This window comes from Cryptosporangium aurantiacum (assembly GCF_900143005.1).
GTDB classification, from domain to species: Bacteria; Actinomycetota; Actinomycetes; order Mycobacteriales; family Cryptosporangiaceae; genus Cryptosporangium; species Cryptosporangium aurantiacum.
Genome location: NZ_FRCS01000035.1, coordinates 13,870 through 29,537 on the forward strand (window position 1 = coordinate 13,870; position 15,668 = coordinate 29,537).

General features: G+C 70.7%; 20 protein-coding genes and 1 pseudogene. 12 read left to right on the top strand and 9 right to left on the bottom strand.

The genetic code is table 11. The features are described from left to right. Window positions 1-161: 161 nt before the first annotated feature. Window positions 162-524: an erythromycin esterase family protein gene (locus BUB75_RS43505; RefSeq protein WP_073266694.1), complete on the top strand. Its 363-nt coding sequence runs from the start codon at window positions 162-164 to the stop codon at window positions 522-524. On the opposite strand, the gene BUB75_RS43510 is transcribed toward BUB75_RS43505, so the two are convergent. Then, window positions 498-1,643: an FAD-dependent oxidoreductase gene (locus BUB75_RS43510; RefSeq protein WP_073266696.1), complete on the bottom strand. Its 1,146-nt coding sequence runs from the start codon at window positions 1,641-1,643 to the stop codon at window positions 498-500. The two genes, BUB75_RS43505 and BUB75_RS43510, sit on opposite strands and share 27 nt — an antisense overlap. Window positions 1,644-1,715: 72 nt before the next feature. On the opposite strand from BUB75_RS43510, the gene BUB75_RS43515 reads away from it, so the two are divergent. Then, entirely contained in the window at window positions 1,716-2,396 is a 681-nt protein-coding gene (locus BUB75_RS43515) for a TetR/AcrR family transcriptional regulator (protein WP_073266698.1), read from the top strand. Then, on the top strand, window positions 2,393-3,424 hold the full coding sequence (locus BUB75_RS43520) for a glycoside hydrolase family 76 protein (RefSeq protein WP_073266699.1): 1,032 nt from the start codon (window positions 2,393-2,395) through the stop codon (window positions 3,422-3,424). The genes BUB75_RS43515 and BUB75_RS43520 overlap by 4 nt, the downstream gene beginning before the upstream one ends. Here BUB75_RS43520 and BUB75_RS43525 read toward each other — a convergent pair. After that, a complete protein-coding gene (locus BUB75_RS43525) occupies window positions 3,386-4,003 on the bottom strand; it encodes a TetR/AcrR family transcriptional regulator (RefSeq protein WP_178380139.1) in 618 nt (205 codons plus the stop codon). The two genes, BUB75_RS43520 and BUB75_RS43525, sit on opposite strands and share 39 nt — an antisense overlap. Window positions 4,004-4,068: 65 nt before the next feature. On the opposite strand from BUB75_RS43525, the gene BUB75_RS43530 reads away from it, so the two are divergent. From BUB75_RS43530 to BUB75_RS43545, 4 genes are all read left to right on the top strand, one after another. Beyond that, on the top strand, window positions 4,069-4,476 hold the full coding sequence (locus tag BUB75_RS43530; protein ID WP_073266702.1) for a RidA family protein: 408 nt from the start codon (window positions 4,069-4,071) through the stop codon (window positions 4,474-4,476). A gap of 120 nt (window positions 4,477-4,596) precedes the next feature. Then, window positions 4,597-4,830, top strand: coding sequence for a hypothetical protein (locus BUB75_RS43535; protein WP_073266705.1), 234 nt, complete (start codon window positions 4,597-4,599; stop codon window positions 4,828-4,830). Then, the gene (locus BUB75_RS43540; protein ID WP_073266707.1) at window positions 4,827-5,411 is read left to right on the top strand and encodes a Clp protease N-terminal domain-containing protein; all 585 of its coding nucleotides are present in this window, start codon (window positions 4,827-4,829) and stop codon (window positions 5,409-5,411) included. The genes BUB75_RS43535 and BUB75_RS43540 overlap by 4 nt, the downstream gene beginning before the upstream one ends. 100 nt (window positions 5,412-5,511) lie before the next feature. Then, complete coding sequence (locus BUB75_RS43545; RefSeq protein WP_084742541.1) at window positions 5,512-6,519, top strand: matrixin family metalloprotease; 1,008 nt, start codon at window positions 5,512-5,514, stop codon at window positions 6,517-6,519. A 79-nt stretch (window positions 6,520-6,598) separates the two neighbouring features. Here BUB75_RS43545 and BUB75_RS43550 read toward each other — a convergent pair whose 3' ends face one another. Beyond that, window positions 6,599-8,731, bottom strand: a complete 2,133-nt coding sequence (locus tag BUB75_RS43550; protein WP_073266709.1) for an NERD domain-containing protein — start codon at window positions 8,729-8,731, stop codon at window positions 6,599-6,601. A gap of 176 nt (window positions 8,732-8,907) precedes the next feature. Here BUB75_RS43550 and BUB75_RS43555 point away from each other — a divergent pair, with 176 nt between their 5' ends. Beyond that, a complete protein-coding gene (locus BUB75_RS43555) occupies window positions 8,908-10,116 on the top strand; it encodes an ABC transporter substrate-binding protein (RefSeq protein ID WP_073266711.1) in 1,209 nt (402 codons plus the stop codon). 39 nt (window positions 10,117-10,155) lie between these two features. Here the strand turns inward: BUB75_RS43555 and BUB75_RS43560 are convergent, their stop codons facing one another. Both BUB75_RS43560 and BUB75_RS43565 read right to left on the bottom strand, forming a co-directional pair. Further along, complete coding sequence (locus BUB75_RS43560) at window positions 10,156-10,827, bottom strand: EthD domain-containing protein (RefSeq protein WP_073266713.1); 672 nt, start codon at window positions 10,825-10,827, stop codon at window positions 10,156-10,158. 58 nt (window positions 10,828-10,885) lie between these two features. Next, complete coding sequence (locus tag BUB75_RS43565) at window positions 10,886-12,007, bottom strand: aminotransferase class I/II-fold pyridoxal phosphate-dependent enzyme (RefSeq protein ID WP_073266733.1); 1,122 nt, start codon at window positions 12,005-12,007, stop codon at window positions 10,886-10,888. Window positions 12,008-12,280: 273 nt separating this feature from the next. Here BUB75_RS43565 and BUB75_RS43570 point away from each other — a divergent pair, with 273 nt between their 5' ends. Continuing rightward, on the top strand, window positions 12,281-12,484 hold the full coding sequence (locus tag BUB75_RS43570) for a cold-shock protein (RefSeq protein WP_073266715.1): 204 nt from the start codon (window positions 12,281-12,283) through the stop codon (window positions 12,482-12,484). Window positions 12,485-12,669: 185 nt separating this feature from the next. On the opposite strand, the gene BUB75_RS43575 is transcribed toward BUB75_RS43570, so the two are convergent. Genes BUB75_RS43575 through BUB75_RS43585 form a run of 3 tightly spaced genes read right to left on the bottom strand, consistent with a single transcriptional unit; the run spans window position 12,670 to window position 13,888 of the window. After that, on the bottom strand, window positions 12,670-12,906 hold the full coding sequence (locus tag BUB75_RS43575) for a hypothetical protein (RefSeq protein WP_073266717.1): 237 nt from the start codon (window positions 12,904-12,906) through the stop codon (window positions 12,670-12,672). After that, on the bottom strand, window positions 12,897-13,097 hold the full coding sequence (locus BUB75_RS43580) for a hypothetical protein (RefSeq protein ID WP_073266719.1): 201 nt from the start codon (window positions 13,095-13,097) through the stop codon (window positions 12,897-12,899). The genes BUB75_RS43575 and BUB75_RS43580 overlap by 10 nt, the downstream gene beginning before the upstream one ends. Then, window positions 13,094-13,888, bottom strand: a complete 795-nt coding sequence (locus tag BUB75_RS43585) for an SDR family NAD(P)-dependent oxidoreductase (protein WP_218618136.1) — start codon at window positions 13,886-13,888, stop codon at window positions 13,094-13,096. Before BUB75_RS43585 ends, BUB75_RS43580 begins: the two co-directional genes overlap by 4 nt. 169 nt (window positions 13,889-14,057) lie before the next feature. Here BUB75_RS43585 and BUB75_RS48370 point away from each other — a divergent pair, with 169 nt between their 5' ends. After that, the gene (locus tag BUB75_RS48370) at window positions 14,058-14,183 is read left to right on the top strand and encodes a hypothetical protein (protein WP_281248466.1); all 126 of its coding nucleotides are present in this window, start codon (window positions 14,058-14,060) and stop codon (window positions 14,181-14,183) included. Here the strand turns inward: BUB75_RS48370 and BUB75_RS43590 are convergent, their stop codons facing one another. Continuing rightward, window positions 14,184-14,591, bottom strand: a complete 408-nt coding sequence (locus tag BUB75_RS43590; protein ID WP_073266723.1) for a cupin domain-containing protein — start codon at window positions 14,589-14,591, stop codon at window positions 14,184-14,186. A 141-nt stretch (window positions 14,592-14,732) separates the two neighbouring features. Here BUB75_RS43590 and BUB75_RS43595 point away from each other — a divergent pair, with 141 nt between their 5' ends. Both BUB75_RS43595 and BUB75_RS43600 read left to right on the top strand, forming a co-directional pair. Then, window positions 14,733-15,332 (top strand): TetR/AcrR family transcriptional regulator, encoded by a 600-nt coding sequence (locus tag BUB75_RS43595; protein ID WP_218618138.1) that lies wholly within the window; start codon window positions 14,733-14,735, stop codon window positions 15,330-15,332. A 91-nt stretch (window positions 15,333-15,423) separates the two neighbouring features. Continuing rightward, window positions 15,424-15,668, top strand: a pseudogene (locus BUB75_RS43600) (acyl-CoA desaturase); the annotation flags it as partial.

The following is a 15,668-nucleotide window of genomic DNA, read 5'->3' on the forward strand; positions in this document are numbered from 1 at the left end:
ACCCAGCGCCGGAGGGGCTAGCTGTCTGTCAACGGTCTCTGAATATGACCCCGGGTCGGGCTTGAGAATTGACCCCTGTGAGGCGCGACCTGGTGCGGTCGCTGAATTTTGACCCCCCGTCGGGCGGTCGGGTCGGGTCGGTCAGTTGCTGCAGTCGCGGCATGCAGGGCGCGTACCTCCGCGATCGGCTCGCCGCGCGGTACGTCAGCATCGGCGTCACGTTTCACCACGGTTCGTTCAACGCGTACGGCGTCACCGGTGAGCTGGGTCCCGTCACGGTCGGTTCGGCCGACCCGGGGAGCAACGAGTACATCCTGGACTGGGTGGCCCTGCGGGACTACGTCCTTGACCTGCGCAGCGCACCGCCACCCGCGCGCCTGGCTCCACGAGGCACGACCTACCCGCTCGATCGGCACCGACTGGCCGGCGCCGGCCAGGCCGGCCTCGCTCGGCAGGACCTACGACATCATGGTCCACCTGCACCACGTTCAGGCAGCTCACGTCCTCCCGGCGTGGCTGGGTGACTCCGGGGCGCTGCGGAAGAACTCGGCGAGCGAGTACGGCGCTCCCTCGCCGAGGCAGATCTCGAGGATCTCCTCCGCGTCCACGGCCTCCGCTTCGCTGCGCGCGTACATCGCCTCCTCGTAGACGGTCAGCGCCGCTTCGACGTCGCCGGGGTGCGCGGCGATCGCCTGCGCGAGTTCGGAGCCGTCGAACATGGCCAGGTTCGCGCCCTCGCCGGACGGTGGCATCAGGTGAGCGGCGTCGCCGAGCAGCGTCACCCCGGGCACGCGCGCCCAGCGGTGAGTGGCCGGCAGCGTGTGGATCAACCGCGGGACCGGTGCGGTGTCGCCGTCAGTGATCAGCGCGGTGAGCTCCGGCGCCCATCCGTCGAACTCGGCCGCGATCGTCGCGGTCGCGGCGGCGGCGTCGGTGAAGTCGATAGCCGCGATCCACTCCGCCGGGCGGTTCAGCTGGACGTAGGTGTGCAAGACACCGCCGGCTTCGCGGTGCGCGTTGATCGCCTTCCCGGGGGCGCCCGCGTACATCGCACCGCTACCGACGATTGTGGCCGTCGCGGCGTCGGCGTTGTACAGGTAGGTCTCGATGAACGTCGTCCCGGTGTATGCGGGCGTGGCATCGGTGAGCAGCGGACGGATCTTCGACCAGGCGCCGTCCGCCCCGACCAGCAGGCTCGTGGTCACCGTCGATCCGTCCGCGAACGTCAGCTCGTGCCGGCCGTCGCCGAGCGATCGGACACCGGCGACCTTGCGACCCCACTGGATCGTCTCCGGGGGCAGGGATTCGAGGAGGATCCGCCGCAAATCGCCCCGAAGCACCTCGGGGCGCCCGGCGGTGCCGTCGTCGGGCTCGTCGAGCAGCACGGTGCCGTGCCGGTCGAGCACGCGGGAGGCCTGTGCGCCCTCGTGGATGATCGCGCGGAACTGGTCGGTGAGGCCGGCCGCTTCCAGCGCGAGCTGCCCGTTGTACTCGTGGATGTCGAGCTGGCCGCCCTGCGTGCGGGCCGCCGCGGACGGTTCCGCCTCGTAGGTCGTCGCGGGAATGCCGTGGACGTGGAGGACACGCGCGAGGGTGAGGCCGCCGAGGCCCGCACCGACGATCGTGACCGGGGTCTTTGTCATCGCTCTCTCCTGAAGGTCGTCTGGAACGTTGTTCCATAGACCAGCGTGGAACGACGTTCCAACTGTGTCAAGATGGTGCTCATGAGGGCCAGGACACAGCGCGGCGAACGGCGTACGGACGCGCTCTCTAAGGAGCGGATCGTCGAGGCGGCGATCGAGATCCTCGACACCGAGGGGGAGAGCGCGCTGACGTTCCGCGCGCTCGCGGCCCGCCTCGCGACCGGGGCCGGGGCGATCTACTGGCACGTCGCCAACAAGGACGAGTTGCTCGCCGCCGCCACCGACCAGGTCGTGGCCGGCGTCCTGACCGAGGTGGTCAGCGGCGCCGAGCCGCGGGACGCGATCCGGTCGATGGCCCTCGGGGTGTTCGACGCGATCGACGCGCACCCCTGGGTGGGTGCCCAGCTCTCGCGCGAGCCGTGGCAGCCCGCGATAGTGCGCATCCTCGAGGGCATCGGCGGGCGGCTCGAGGCGCTCGGCGTCCCCCAAAAAGCGCAGTTCAACTGCGTGTCCGCGCTCGTGAACTACATCCTCGGCCTCGCCGGACAGTACGCCGCAGGCGCTCGGCTCCTCCCGCGCGACACCGATCGGACCGCGTTCCTCGGGACCGTCGCCACGCGGTGGACGCAACTCGACCCGGCCGAGTACCCGTTCGTGCACCGGATGGCCGCGCAGCTGGCCGACCACGACGACCGCGAACAGTTTCTGGCCGGCATCGATCTCATCCTCGTCGGCATCCGCTCCGTCCGGTGACCTGGGCCGAGCGGGCGGAGGCCGCCCATGCCGTCCTGCTCGAGCGGTACCGCAGCGGGTGGACCGGTCTGTTCCGGCCGGCCGACCCGCCTGCGGCGGGAGATCGGTTGCGGTTGGCCTACTGGTGGCAAGCCCAGGCTTTGGACGCTCTGGTCGACGCACAGTTGCGGGCGCCGACCGTCGCCGGAGCGCGCCGGATCCGGGCGTTCGTCGCGGGCCTGCGCCTGGTCCGGGCGGGCCGGCTGGTCAACGACTACTACGACGACGTCGCGTGGATGGCGCTGGCGTTACTCCGGGCTGATGCCGTGGGCGCGGGCACCGGCCGATTGGCGCGTGGACTGTGGCGTCACCTGATCGGCGGCTGGAGCGACACGCACGGCGGAGGAATCTCCTGGTCCCGCGGCCAGCGTGATTACAAGAACGTTCCGGCGAACGGACCGGCCGCGATCCTGGCCGCGCGGCTGCACCGCCGGTACGGCGACCCCGCGGATCTCCGCTGGGCGCAGCGGATCGTGGAGTGGATCGACAACACGCTGGTCGATCACGCCACCGGCCTGGTCTGGGACGGGATCGGTCGGCGGGGCGACGACCACGTCGACCGCGACTGGCTGTTCACCTACACCCACGGAGTCCTGATCGGGGCCCACGACGAGCTGGCCGCGCTCACCGGCGACCCGCGGCACACCGCCCGCGCGGACGCCACCACGGACGCCGTCGTCACACATCTGTGCCAGGACGGCGTCCTGCAGGACGAGGGGGACGGCGACGGCGCGATGTTCCGGGGCATCTGTGCGCGGTACCTCGGGGCGCGGAACCGTCCGCGCTGCCGGGCCGTCCTGCTCCGCTCGTCGGAGGCCGCCTGGAGCAACCGGGACGCGGCCGGTCGCTTCGGAATCAGCTGGCGCACGCCGCCGTCGGGGGGTAGCAGCCTGGCCGCGCACCTGTCCGGGCTGTTCCTCTGCGAGCAGGCGGCCGCTCTGGAGCGCGGTTCACCCGGTCGCGGTCGGGCGCCAGCCGAGCCCGACTGAGCGGCGGCAGGTCTCGGGGCCGTCGCCGCAGCTGGTGAACAGCGCGGTGAGGATCGACGCGCCGTGATCGAGTGCCTGCGGCGGTAGCGGGCCGGTGGCCACCAGCGACACCAGCCCGTGGCCGACGGCCCAGCTCTGGGTAGCGACCGCCAGCGGATCGACGTCGGCGCGGAACCGCCCGGCGCCCTTGGCCCTCTCGACGGCGCTCACCAGGCTGTGCAGGGACTCGTCCGCGGCCGCGGGGTTCTCCAGTTCGAAGCCGGCGTCGAACATCACCCGGTAGAGGTCGGGGTCGGCGAGGGCGTTCGCGACGTAGGCGGAGCCGAGGGCGGCGAGGTCCTGGACCGGGTCCTCGGTCAGCGAGACCGCGTCGAGCTTGGCGGCCAGGCGGGTGAACCCTTCCTGGCGCATCGCCCGCCACAGACCGTCCATGCCACCGAAGTAGGTGTAGACGGCCATCGTCGACAAACCGGTGCCCGCGACGACCGAGCGCAGCGTGACCGGCTCCCGGACGCGCAGCATCTGCGCGGCGCGCTCGATCAGTTGCGTGCGGACCGCTGGATTTTTTGTCCTGACCACGGTGCAACTATACATAGCAATGCTATGTTTAGCTTCAATGAACCCGCACGAGTGAGGAGCACGTCATGGCTGTGGAACTCGTCAACCCGGACGGACTGCCGAAACCCGAGGTGTACCGGCAGCTGTCGATCGCCACGGGCTCGAGGCTGGTGTTCCTGGCCGGGCAGGTGGCCCGCGACGCGGAGGGGAGCCCGGTCGGTGCGGGCGACCTGGCCGCGCAGGTCGAACAGGCCTACCTCAACGTCGGCACGGCGATGGCCGCGATCGGCGGGTCGTTCGACGACGTGGCGAAGCTGACGATCTATGCGGTCGACTGGTCGCCGGAGAAGCTGCCGCTGCTGGGCGAAGGGGTGGCCAGGGCGGCCGCGAAGCTCGGTGTCGACCCGGTCAAGCCGATCACGCTGCTCGGCGTGTCTGCGCTGGGCGAGCCCGACCTGCTGGTCGAGGTCGAGGCCACCGCGATCCTCGACTGAGACTTGAGCGGATTGCATTTGGAAGGGCTCTGGGTCTCGTAAATGCAATCGGTTCGGACGACAGCCGCGTGACGGCCCTCGCCCGTTGACAACCAGAATTTGTCAGCCCAGGCTGACACGATGGGGAACGCGACACAGCTGGCTGCGGCGGCCGCGCACGACGACCCGGAGGTCGGGCTGGCCGCGATCGTCGCGCTGCGGGAGCTGCTGGACCAGTTGGAAGCCCTGCAGGTGTCGTCGGCGCGCTCGCAGGGCTGGACCTGGGAGCGGATCGCCGCCACGTTGGGCATCACCCGGCAGTCGGTGCACAGGAAGTACGGCGCGAGGCGGTTCCCGGGGCGGAGGCGGTCATGATCCGCAGGCGGCAGCGACGCCCGCCGACGACGAGTATCGGCCGGCCGGTCGGCCCGATCCTGACCGCCGCGCGGGAAGAGGCGGCGTGGGCGGGCCACGGCTACGTCGGCGTCGAGCACCTGCTGATAGCCCTCGCCCGCACCGACTCCGGGCTGCTGGCGGAGCACGCCGTGACCCCGGCGTCGGCGCGGCTCGCCGTCCGGCAGGTCGTCGCCGCCGGTGACGGTGATGGACCCCGCTGGGACGCCGAGGCGTTGCTGGGCACGCTCGGCATCGATCTGGCGCAGATCCGACGGCAGGTAGAAGAGAGCTTCGGGCCGGACGCGGTGCACCAGCTCTACAGCGGCCCCGTCGGCTGGAATCTCCGGCCCCGCGGCCCACTCTGCGATCCACCGATGACTCCGCAGCTCAAACGCGCGCTGCACCGCGCGCTGGGTCGCTGCTGGGACGCCTCCCCGTCCCGCCTGTCCGACCGGCTGCTGCTCGGCGCGCTCGACGCCGACAGCGCCGGGCTGACCAGCGTCCTGACCCGGCTCGGGGTCGAGCCGGGTCGGCTCCGCGCGGCCGTGCGCCTCGACTGACGGTTGCTGATCGGGAGCCGGAGGCCCGGCCAGGGCCGGGCTCCCGAGCGGAAACTTTTCCGCACCGCCCCGCGCACTCGGTCCCTCCGACGAAGAGGGCATGCGTAACCTGCTTCCCTTCCGGTCCGCTCCCGCCCCGACCACCACGGTCGCCGCGCTTGCCACCGTCGCCGCCGCTGCCGCGGTCGTCGCAGGTATCGCCGCCGCCCCCGTCGCCGCCGGCCACGTCGCCGCCGGCCACGTCGCCGCCGGCCACGCCGATGCGCACGCTCACGCTGACGAGCACGTCACCAACGACGGTCGCAACGTCAGCTACCAGGGGCTGACCGTCCGCATCCCCGCCGCCGGCGAGGGTGTCCAGGCCGCCGCCCAGAGCACCTCGGGCGACATCTCGCTCACCGTCACCCGCGGCGCCGACGGCAAGGTCATCGTCAAGACCGACGCCCACGCCCACGACGAGGACGCCGACGAGCACGCCGAGGCGCAGGCCGTCACCGCCGTCACCAGCCGCCCGTCCGCGGCCAAGACCTGCACCGACCGCGCCTACGCGCTCGCCGGCTGGAAGCTTCCCGGCTTCACCTGGTACTACAACCCGGCCGGTGCGCCGGCCGCCGTGGCCGGAACCGCCGCGTCGGCGATCAGCGCCGGTACCACCGCGCTGAGCACGGCCTGTGGTCAGAAGCGCCTCGCGCTGGTCCCGTCCTACGCCGGCCAGTCCTCGGCCCCGGTGCAGGTCGGCGCCGCGGGCAACTGCATCGGCAACGACGGCCGCAACGTCATCGGCTGGCGCGCCGGCAGCGGCCGCTGGCTCGGCATGACCTGCACCTACTTCAAGACGGTCAACGGCAAGAAGACCGTCACCGGCACCGACACCGCGCTGAACACCCAGTACAAGTTCTTCACCTCGACCGCGAACTGCAGCGGCGCCTACGACCTGCAGTCCGTCGTCCTGCACGAGCGTGGCCACTCGCTGGGCCTGAACCACGTCAACCAGACCGCCAACGCCAGCGCGGTCATGACCCCGGCGCTCACGACCTGCTCGGCCGGCAAGCGCACGCTGGGCCTCGGCGACTACCAGGGCCTCGCGGCCCTCTACGGAACGCGCTGAGCGCATCTCCCGACTGACGGCGGTCCGTCGGCGCCCCTCGCGCCGACGGGCCGCCGTTCGCGTGGTGGGAACCGGCCGGTCACTCGTCCTGAGGGGCCGTCCCGCGCAGGCCGATCCAGAGGCTGTCGCGTGCCCTCGTCAACGCCACGTAGAGCTGCCGCCGCTCGAGCGCGGCGCGCTCGGCGTAGACCTCGGCGGGCTCAGCCGGTCGCCTCGCCCGAGGGAACAGGTCACGGTCGGGAATGCAGACGTGGGCGAAGTCCAAGCCCTTCGCGCGGTGGTACGTCCCGACCTTCACCGCGTCGGACGTCGTCCCGTCGTAGGCCTCGAGCGACATCGCCGGTAGGCCTCGTGCCTCCAGGACGCGGTGCCATCGGCCGGCCTCGGCGTTCGTCGGCACGAGTACCGCGCTGTCGCCCAGGCGGACGCCCTGCTCGTCCCGCAACCGGATCAGGTGCTCGCACAGCGCGGACTCCTGCGCTGCGGAACCCGGAACGTACACCGCTCGGATGTCGCCGCCGGGCCGCTCGACGCTCACGTCACGGTGAGCGTGCTCCGGTGTTTTGTCGAGATCCTCGAAGGTGTCCTCGACGATCAGTTCTTGGGCGTACCGCAGGATTTCCTCCCGGTTGCGGTAGTTCCGCGAGAGCACGGTGGAGCGGCCCACGACGGAAACGCCGGCCTCCGAGAGCGTGAACCCGCCCGGATAGATCGACTGCTGGCCGTCGCCGACGATCAGCAGACCGTCCGGTTTGTCACCGACGAACGCGTGCAACAGCTGAAGTCCGACGCAGGTCAGATCCTGCACCTCGTCGACGATGACCGCGTCGAACTCGCGGAGCGACCTCTCTCGGACGACGTCGCGAGCCGTGAGCAGGACATCGTTGCCGTCCAGCACGCCGCGTTCCTTTCGCAGCCGCTCGTACCGCTCGTACAGGTCCCAGACGGCGGCACGGTGCGTCGGCTGCAGGGCGATGCGTCGCCCCACCCGCGCCAGTTCGGCGTACTGCTCGAACTCGGTCAGGCCTCGGCCCTTGATCACGGTCGAGACCTCCTCGTGCCAGTAGTCGGTCGGCACGCCGAACTGGCCCAGGGAGGACGGACGACCGACCCGTGCCCAGGCCAGAGCGAAGCAGGTGTCGGCGGCCCTCTGCTCGTAGGGCGCGTGCAGGCCCTGGTCCCGCAGGCATCGCATCGCGAGAGCGTGCACGGTCGTGAACTGGACCCGCCGTACATGATCGGGGGCCATCCGCGTGAGCAGCGCGCGATTGATCGGCGCCAGGGTGCGGACCAGCGAGGTGAAGAGCACCCGCTCGCCGCGGGCCGCCAGGTACCGGGCGCGGTGGAGGGCAACGACGGTCTTGCCCGTTCCTGCGGCCCCACGGATGCGCGCCGGCCCTGACGTCGGGCGACCGATCAGACGGGCCTGCGCGGGATGCAGCCAGGTCATCCACGACTCGATCGGTTCCTGCGCGACGGCGTCGAAGAGTGCGTCCCACACCTCCTTCTGGCTGAACAGCGCGGATTGAGGGGCCGGGGCGGAGTCTCGTGCCGGGGTGGGTGGGCTGTGGCGGCGCGGACTCGGTGTCGTGGCACCGGCTTCCATCGGCGGGCAGTCCCGGTCCAGGCACTCCAGGAGACGCTCGACCAGCGCGGGGCTCAGGCGCGCGCCGCGGTGTACGAGGTAGCGGGTCAAATCCTGCTCACCGAGGATCGTGATCCGGTCGAGCTGCGCCGTGGTGTTGCGTCGGCCGGCAAGGACCAGGAGCGGTATCACCTCGGTCGGCGGCAGGCCGGTATCGACGAGCACCTGTTCGACGGCGTCGCTCTGGTCGAGGAGCTTGCGTACCTCGTCGTCGGCGTCCGCCTCGCCGCGCCACAGGCGGCCGCGTTCCAGGCGAGCCTCGCGCCAGTTCTTGACGTCGATGACGAAGACCCCACCGGGACCGACGACCAGGACGTCGATGTTGGCGCGTCGCGTACCGGGCCACCGCCGGTCGGGTAGAACGTGCCAGCCGGTGTCGTCCATGTCGACCAGGACGCGGATGACGTCGCGCTCGCCCTGAGCGCCGACGAGCCATGCCCGCTGGTTCCGTCTCAGCTGCTTGAGCAGGTCGGTCAGGTGGTGCAACTGGCGTTCGACGCCGGCGATCTCGAGCCCTAAGAGGGCGGCCCGGCGGACAGCGGACGGCTCGTCCGTTGTTTCCCCCACTGGCCTGAACTCCCGTCCTGTAATCGCTCCTTCACCCAGAGCAAAGAGTAGGTGCTGGGAGGGCGCGAAGTGTCCACAATGGTGCGGCTGGCCGTGGCTCACTTCCTGTAAAACATTGCAATCTATGTAAGGATGGCGGCCACTGATCGCCAGGCGTCGGAGAGGATGCGTGGAGCATGCGGAGACAGGCGTTATTAGCTGCGGGGACGGCGTTCGTCCTCGCGCTCGCGGTGACGGCGTGCGGAGAGGAGACCTCGCAGGGTTCGGACGAGATCACGCTCGGCGTCCTGGCGCCGCTCAGTGGTCCGTTGAGCTCGGCGTTCGCTGCGTACCCAGGGGGAGTCGAAGCGCGGCTCGCGGCCTACAAGGAGGACGGCGGCAAGTGCGCCGACAAGACGTTCACGCTCGTCAAGGCCGATGATCAGTCGTCGCCGCAGGGCGCCCTGACCGCCTCCCAGAAGCTCGTCCAGCAGGACAAGGTCTACGCCATCGTCGAGGGCAGCCCCGTCTTCTACGGTGCGGCGCCGTTCATGACGACGATCGGCAAGAAGGTGCCGGTCTCCGGCGGCGGCTTCGACGGCGCGAAGCAGTGGACGGACACCACGAACAACCTGCTCCCGGCCAGCATCGTCCCGGAGTACGACAAGACTTTCGCGACGCACGGCGAGTACTTCAAGAGCCTCGGCGGCACGAAGATCGCCGGCGTCGCGTACGACAATCCGGCCGGCAAGGGCGGGTTGGACTACGCGCTCCGGTCCGCGGATGCCGCCGGGTTGCAGCGCGGCTACGTCAACTCGACCGTTCCCGCGGGTAGCACCGACGTGGGCGCGATCGTGCTCGGGATCATCGAGTCGAAAGCCGACGTCCTCACGCTGACCGTCAACCCGGACACCGGGTTCGCGATCGTCGCGGGTCTTCGCCAGGCCGGCTACCCGTTGAAGGGGATTCTGTCGTCGACCGGCTACGGCGCGGATCTCCTCAAATCCGGGCCGGCCGTGCAGGCCGGTCAGGGCGTCTCGTTCTCCACCGGATGGGCGCCGGTCGAACTGAAGACGCCGGGCGCGCTGCGGCTGTCCAAGGCACTCAAGGACCACGCCGGTTCGGAGTCGGGCATCCCGAGCTTCGCCCAGTCGCTGGGGTGGCTCACCACCGACCTGCTCCTCCACGGCCTGGACCTCGCCGGGTGCGACGCGACGCAGGAGAAGCTGCTGTCCACGATCCGGAACGACAAGACGTGGACGGCCGACGGGTTGTTCGCGCTGCCCCGTGACTTCACGACGACCTCGGCGGACAAGCTCTGCCTGTACTTCCTGAAGCTCACCGGCCAGGCGTTCGTCCCGGAGCCGAAAGCCTCGCCGCTCTGCGGGTCGCTCGTCAGCAAGTGATCACCGGACGCCGGCCGCTGACCCGTCAGCGGCCGGCGTTCAGAGCGTCCAGGAGTAGCGGCTCGTCGGCACCAGATCCAGCCCCTGGTCGGCGCCGAATCTCGCGACGCTCGCCATCAGCTCGCTCGTGCGGCGCCGGAGTTCGGCCTCGTCGCCGTGGCTGCCGTAGAACGCGTGCGGGTCGGTCAGCGCCGCCATCGGGAAATGCTCCTCGACGATCCCCGCGATCGGCGGCGACGACGGCGTCAGGGCCTCCTCGACGATGTTCTGGATGTAGCAGACCGTGCCCTGGGTGCGGATCGCGATCGGCGTGTGCTGCACCATCCAGTACTCCAGGTACTCGTCCCTGGTCATCGACGTGGGGCGACGGAGCAGCGCGACCTGCGCGAACGCGTCGGCACGGGCGCCGTCGGGCACCGCCGCCGGATCGAGGCGCACGCGTTCGGTGACCCGGTAGGCGTGGGGGACCGGTTCGCCCGCCGCCTCCGCGACGGCGGTGACGGCGTCGCCGGGGTCCCCGCCGGTCCAGATCGAGACCAGCGCGGTGACCGGCTCCCCGGGCCCGAACCGCAGCGCGGGCGCCACGTCGGCGTCGTCGAGGTTGACCTGGACGGCGGTGGACCCCGCGGCGGCCAGCGCCTTCCGGAAGGGGGCCGCCAGCAGACGGGCACCGAGCTCAGCGCGGTGCAGGACGACGATCAGTTTCCGCACGCCAGAATACTAGAACCGGTTTCAGTTCAGCGGTCCCGAATGCGCAACACCGTGGGGACTACCCCCGCCTCGCGACGAACGGGCGGAGCCGCTCCAGGGCCTCCTCGATCGGCGCGGTCGCACCGGCGAACGAGAGCCGGACGTACCGGTGCCCGTCGACCGGATCGAAGTCGACGCCGGGAGCGACCGCGACGCCGGTCTCGTCGAGCAGCTCGTAGGTGAGCCGCATCGAGTCGTCGGTCAGATGACCGACGTCGGCGAAGACGTAGAACGCGCCGTCGGCGGGCGCGAGCCGGTCGATGCCCAGCCGCGGTAGCCCGTCGAGCAGCAGCGCGCGGTTGGCGGCGTACCGCTCGACGTGTGAGTTCGCTTCGGCGTACGACTCGGGCTCGAACGCGGCGACGGCGGCGTACTGCGGCAGCGCGGGCGGGCAGATCGTCAGGTTGCCGGTCAGCCGGTCGACCGCGCGGTGCAGGACCTCGGGCACCAGCAGCCAGCCGAGTCGCCAGCCGGTCATCGAGAAGTACTTCGAGAACGAGTTGACGACGATCGCCTCGCGTGACGTCTCCCACGCGGAGGTCGTCGCGGGGGAGCCCGGGTACCGAAGGCCGTGGTAGATCTCGTCGCTGACCAGGCGGATCCCGTGCTCGTCGCAGTAGCCGGCGAGCGCGGCCAGCTCGCCGGGGTCGAGCACCGTGCCGGTCGGGTTGGCCGGGCTAGCCACGATCAGGCCCTTCACCGGCTCGTCGAGCGCGTCCAGCATCGCCACGGTCGGCTGGAAGCGCGTCTCCGGCCCGCAGGGCAGCTCGATGACCTCGCAGTCGAGCGCGCGGAGGATGTTGCGGTAGCAGGGGTAGCCGGGGCGGGCCATGGCCACGCGGTCGCCGGCGTCGAACGCGGCGAGGAACGCGAGGAGGAACCCGCCCGACCCGGCGGTGGTCACGACGACGTCGTCCGGGGTGACCTCGATGCCGTAGGTGCGGTGATGATGGGCGGCGATGCGGTCGCGCAGCTCGGGGATGCCGAGCGCGACCGTGTAACCGAGGACCTCGGTCTCCAGCGCCGCCGCAGCGGCGGCGCGGACCGGAGCGGGCGCGGGGGTGGACGGCTGCCCGGCGGACAGGTTGATCAGGTCACCCCGGGTCCGCTGCCGCTCGGCCGCGGCGGCCCACACGTCCATCACGTGGAAGGGGGCGATGCCGGAGCGCGCCGACGGGCCGGAGGTCAGTGGGTTCGTTCGCACGGTGTCCTTCTATCGGGCGGCGCCGCTCATCTCCGCCTCACGGGGCTCCGTTCGGGCGCCTTCGCGGGCTGATCGGGCCCTACCAGGTCGGCGGGCCCGACACGCCGAGAGGTAAAATTCTCCGCAGGAAATTTTGACTCCGGGCTCCGGCCTGGCAGCCTGGTGTCCGATGGTCCACAACGGGCCTGCTTTCCGGAGGAAAATACCGCAATGGCTACTGGCACCGTGAAGTGGTTCAACGCAGAGAAGGGCTTCGGGTTCATCGCCCCGGACGGGGGCGGACCGGACGTCTTCGCCCACTACTCGGCGATCCAGACCCAGGGTTACAAGGAGCTGACCGACGGGCAGGCCGTCGAGTTCGACGTCACCCAGGGTCAGAAGGGCCCGCAGGCGGCCAACATCCGCCCGCTGTAAGCCTCGAACCAGGGCCCGCACCCGGCCGGTCGGCCGGGTACGGGCTCTGGGCTTTTCACCACACGTTGGTGTAACCGCCGGTGTACTCCCAGCTCCCGCACGCGGTGAGCGCCTCTTCCCCGTCGACGTCGTAGGAGTCGCGACCGTCAACGGCTCACTATCGGGCGAACCCGAATCGGAGCCCTCTATGGGCTAGGCGTGGATCCACGTGGCCACTGACCAGTGGTCAGATCAGTCCCGGCGAAGTCTCCGTCTTCGAGCCATGTGGTGATCAGATCGGCGTCGTCGAAGTGGCGCACGAGGTCGAGCAGGACGGCGCGCGCGGCCACCCCGCCGACCTTGTCGATGCCGGTGCCGACGTCGCAGCCCAGCTCCGGCGGGTACAGCCGGTCGTCGGTGGAGTCCTGGAGCGTCAGCCGCATCGGGTGCCCCGGTAGTCGAGCAGCGGCACGTCGCGCTGCTGGATCGGAATGCCCAGGCTGTAGGCCTGCCCGGTGGTGACCGCGGCGGCCGCGCGGAGGACCTGCTCCGGGCCGAGGACGTTGAGCGCTCCGCGCTCGTCGTCGTCGCCCCACCGGCCCCAGTTGTGCGGTCGGCTCGGCGCGGGCTTCATAACGGCATCGCCACACCGCCGTTGATCCGCAGGATCTGGCCGGTGACGAAGCGCGCGGCGTCGGAGGCGAGGTAGAGCGCCGCGTCGGCGACGTCCTCGGGCTCGCAGATCGAGCCGAGCGGGGTGGACTTCCGGTGCCCGGCGAGGACGGCGTCGCGCCGTTGCTCGTCGGGGCTGCCGTCCGGCGCGGTGAAGTGCCGGTTCGTCATCGCGGTGGCGACGAAGCCCGGTGCGAGCACGTTGACGCGGATGCCGGCGCCGCCGAGCTCGGACGCCAGCGTGCGGGACAGCTGCGCGACGGCGACCTTCGACATCGAGTACACCCCGTTGTTGCGGGCGGCGAAGTCGACGGCGGCCGAGGCGACGTTGATGATCGACCCGGAGCCGCGCGGAACCATGTGGCGGGCGGCGGCCTGGCAGGCGAACAGCGTCCCCTTGAGGTTGACGTCGAAGACCGCGTCGAGGTCGGAGACCGTGATGTCGACGACCGGGCCGGTGCGGATGATCCCGGCGAAGTTGGCCACGACGTCGACGCGGCCGTGGGTGGCGGCGACCTCGTCCAGCAGCGCGTCGACGTCGGGCTTGTGCCGTACGTCGACGGCGTAGGCGCCGGCCGCGCCACCCGCGTCGGCGATGCGCTTCGCGGTGTCGTCCGCGTTCGCGCCGGACACGTCGACGCAGGCGACGTGCGCGCCGGCCGCCGCGAGCCGGACGGCGGTTCCGGCACCGAGTCCGCTGCCGGCGCCGGTGACGACGGCGACGCGTCCGGACAGGTCGAAGCGGTCACTCACGGGTACCTCCGCAGCAGAGTTCACACTGTATGCATCCGCGGACTGCATCGGCCATCTCCGGCGCACGGGCCACCGCACGATCGAACCCACCGAGGACGGTCAGCGGGACTGGACGGCCGTCCTCGACCGCACGTCCGCGCCGCTGCTCCGGCGGCACGTCCGGAACTACATGACCCACAGCAACGCCGACGGGACGCGGTACTTCATCCCGTACGCGGGTGGCCTGAAGAACTACGTGAAGCTGGCCGACGAGATCGCCGCCGACGGCTACCGGGGGTTCGCGCTCGGCCGGTGATCAGCCGCCGTCCACCGCCAGGCGTCCGGTACCGGCGAGGGACTCGAAGTGCGCCATGACCTGCTGGAGCGCCGCGGCCGGGTTGATCTCCAGGACCTCGCTCGGCTCCTCGTAGATCAGGCTGTGACCGGCCGGGAAGAAGTAGACGTCGCCGGTCGCGGCGACCTCGTCGGGCAGGTCCGTGCCGGGATAGATGGCGCGGAGCCGCCCCTTGAACACGTAGCCGTAGTGCGGGCATGGGCAGACGCCGCCGGGCAGACCCTGGTACCCGGGGGTGCAGTCGACCGGCTCGGTGGTGGTGTAGCCGACCTCCATGTCGCCCCAGTGGGCGGATCGGAAGCCGCTGCCGCTGGCCGGCCATCGACCGCCGCCGCCCTTCGGCAGCTCGCTCGGTTTGCTCACCGGCATGGCGTCCTCCAGGTGTCTGTTTCGGACCGACCGGCCCGTTCAAGTCCGGAAGACTGACAGACCACATTTCGAAATGTCAACATCTATCCAAGTGGGATAATCACGTTCTACATTGGCTGCCTACGGCGGGAGGTGGTCGGTGTGGACCGCGTGATCGTCGAGGCCGGAAAACGGCTGGTTCTCCGGGGCGGCGCCTCGTTCACCACGCAGGAGCTGGTGAAGGAGGCCGGCGTCGCGATCAAGACGTTCTACCGGCACTTCCCGGGGAAGGACCAGCTCCTGCTCGCGGTCATCGAGGACATCGTCACCGAGCAGGTGGCCCGCTACCGCGAGCGGACGCGCGAGGTGGCCGACCCGCTGGCCCGGTTGCGCCTGCACGTGCTGGCCGCTCTGTCCTCGGTGGGGGCCGGCGCCGCCTGGCCGCCGACGAGCACGTCGCGGTTCATCGTCGCCGAGCACTGGCGGCTGGCCGAGCTCTACCCGGCCGAGATCGAGCAGGCGACTCAACCGTTCGTCGGGCTACTGGCCGACGAGATCCGCGCCGCGCGCGCGGCGGGCCGGATCGCCCCGCCCGCCGACGTCGATCCCACCGCGGAGATGATGAACCTGCTGGTGCGAGCCGTCTTCCATCAGTACGCGTTCGCACCGGACCCGGAAGCCGGCGCCGACATCGGCGAGACGACGTGGGAGTTCTGTCTGGCCGGCCTCGGAGTGACGACGGCGGGCGCCTCGAACCGCTGACGGTCGGTTACCTCGCGGCGTGACGGGGTACCGCGCACAACGCCACCGTGTGTGATCCTTTGGTGGCCGAGTGTGACGAGGAGCCCACTGTATGGACACTGAGACCACAGCAGCACCGACCCGACCGGCGGCGGTGCGGCGCCAACAGAAACCCCTGCTCGACGGCGCCCACTCCACGTTCTCGCTGGCCACGCTGTGGGTCTTCGTCACGCTGCCGTTCATCGCCCTGATCGCGGCGGTACCGATCGCCTGGGGCTGGGGCCTTACGGCGCTCGACGCCACCATGGCCGTGGTCGCCTACCTGATCACCGGTTTCGGCGTGACCGTGGGTTTCCA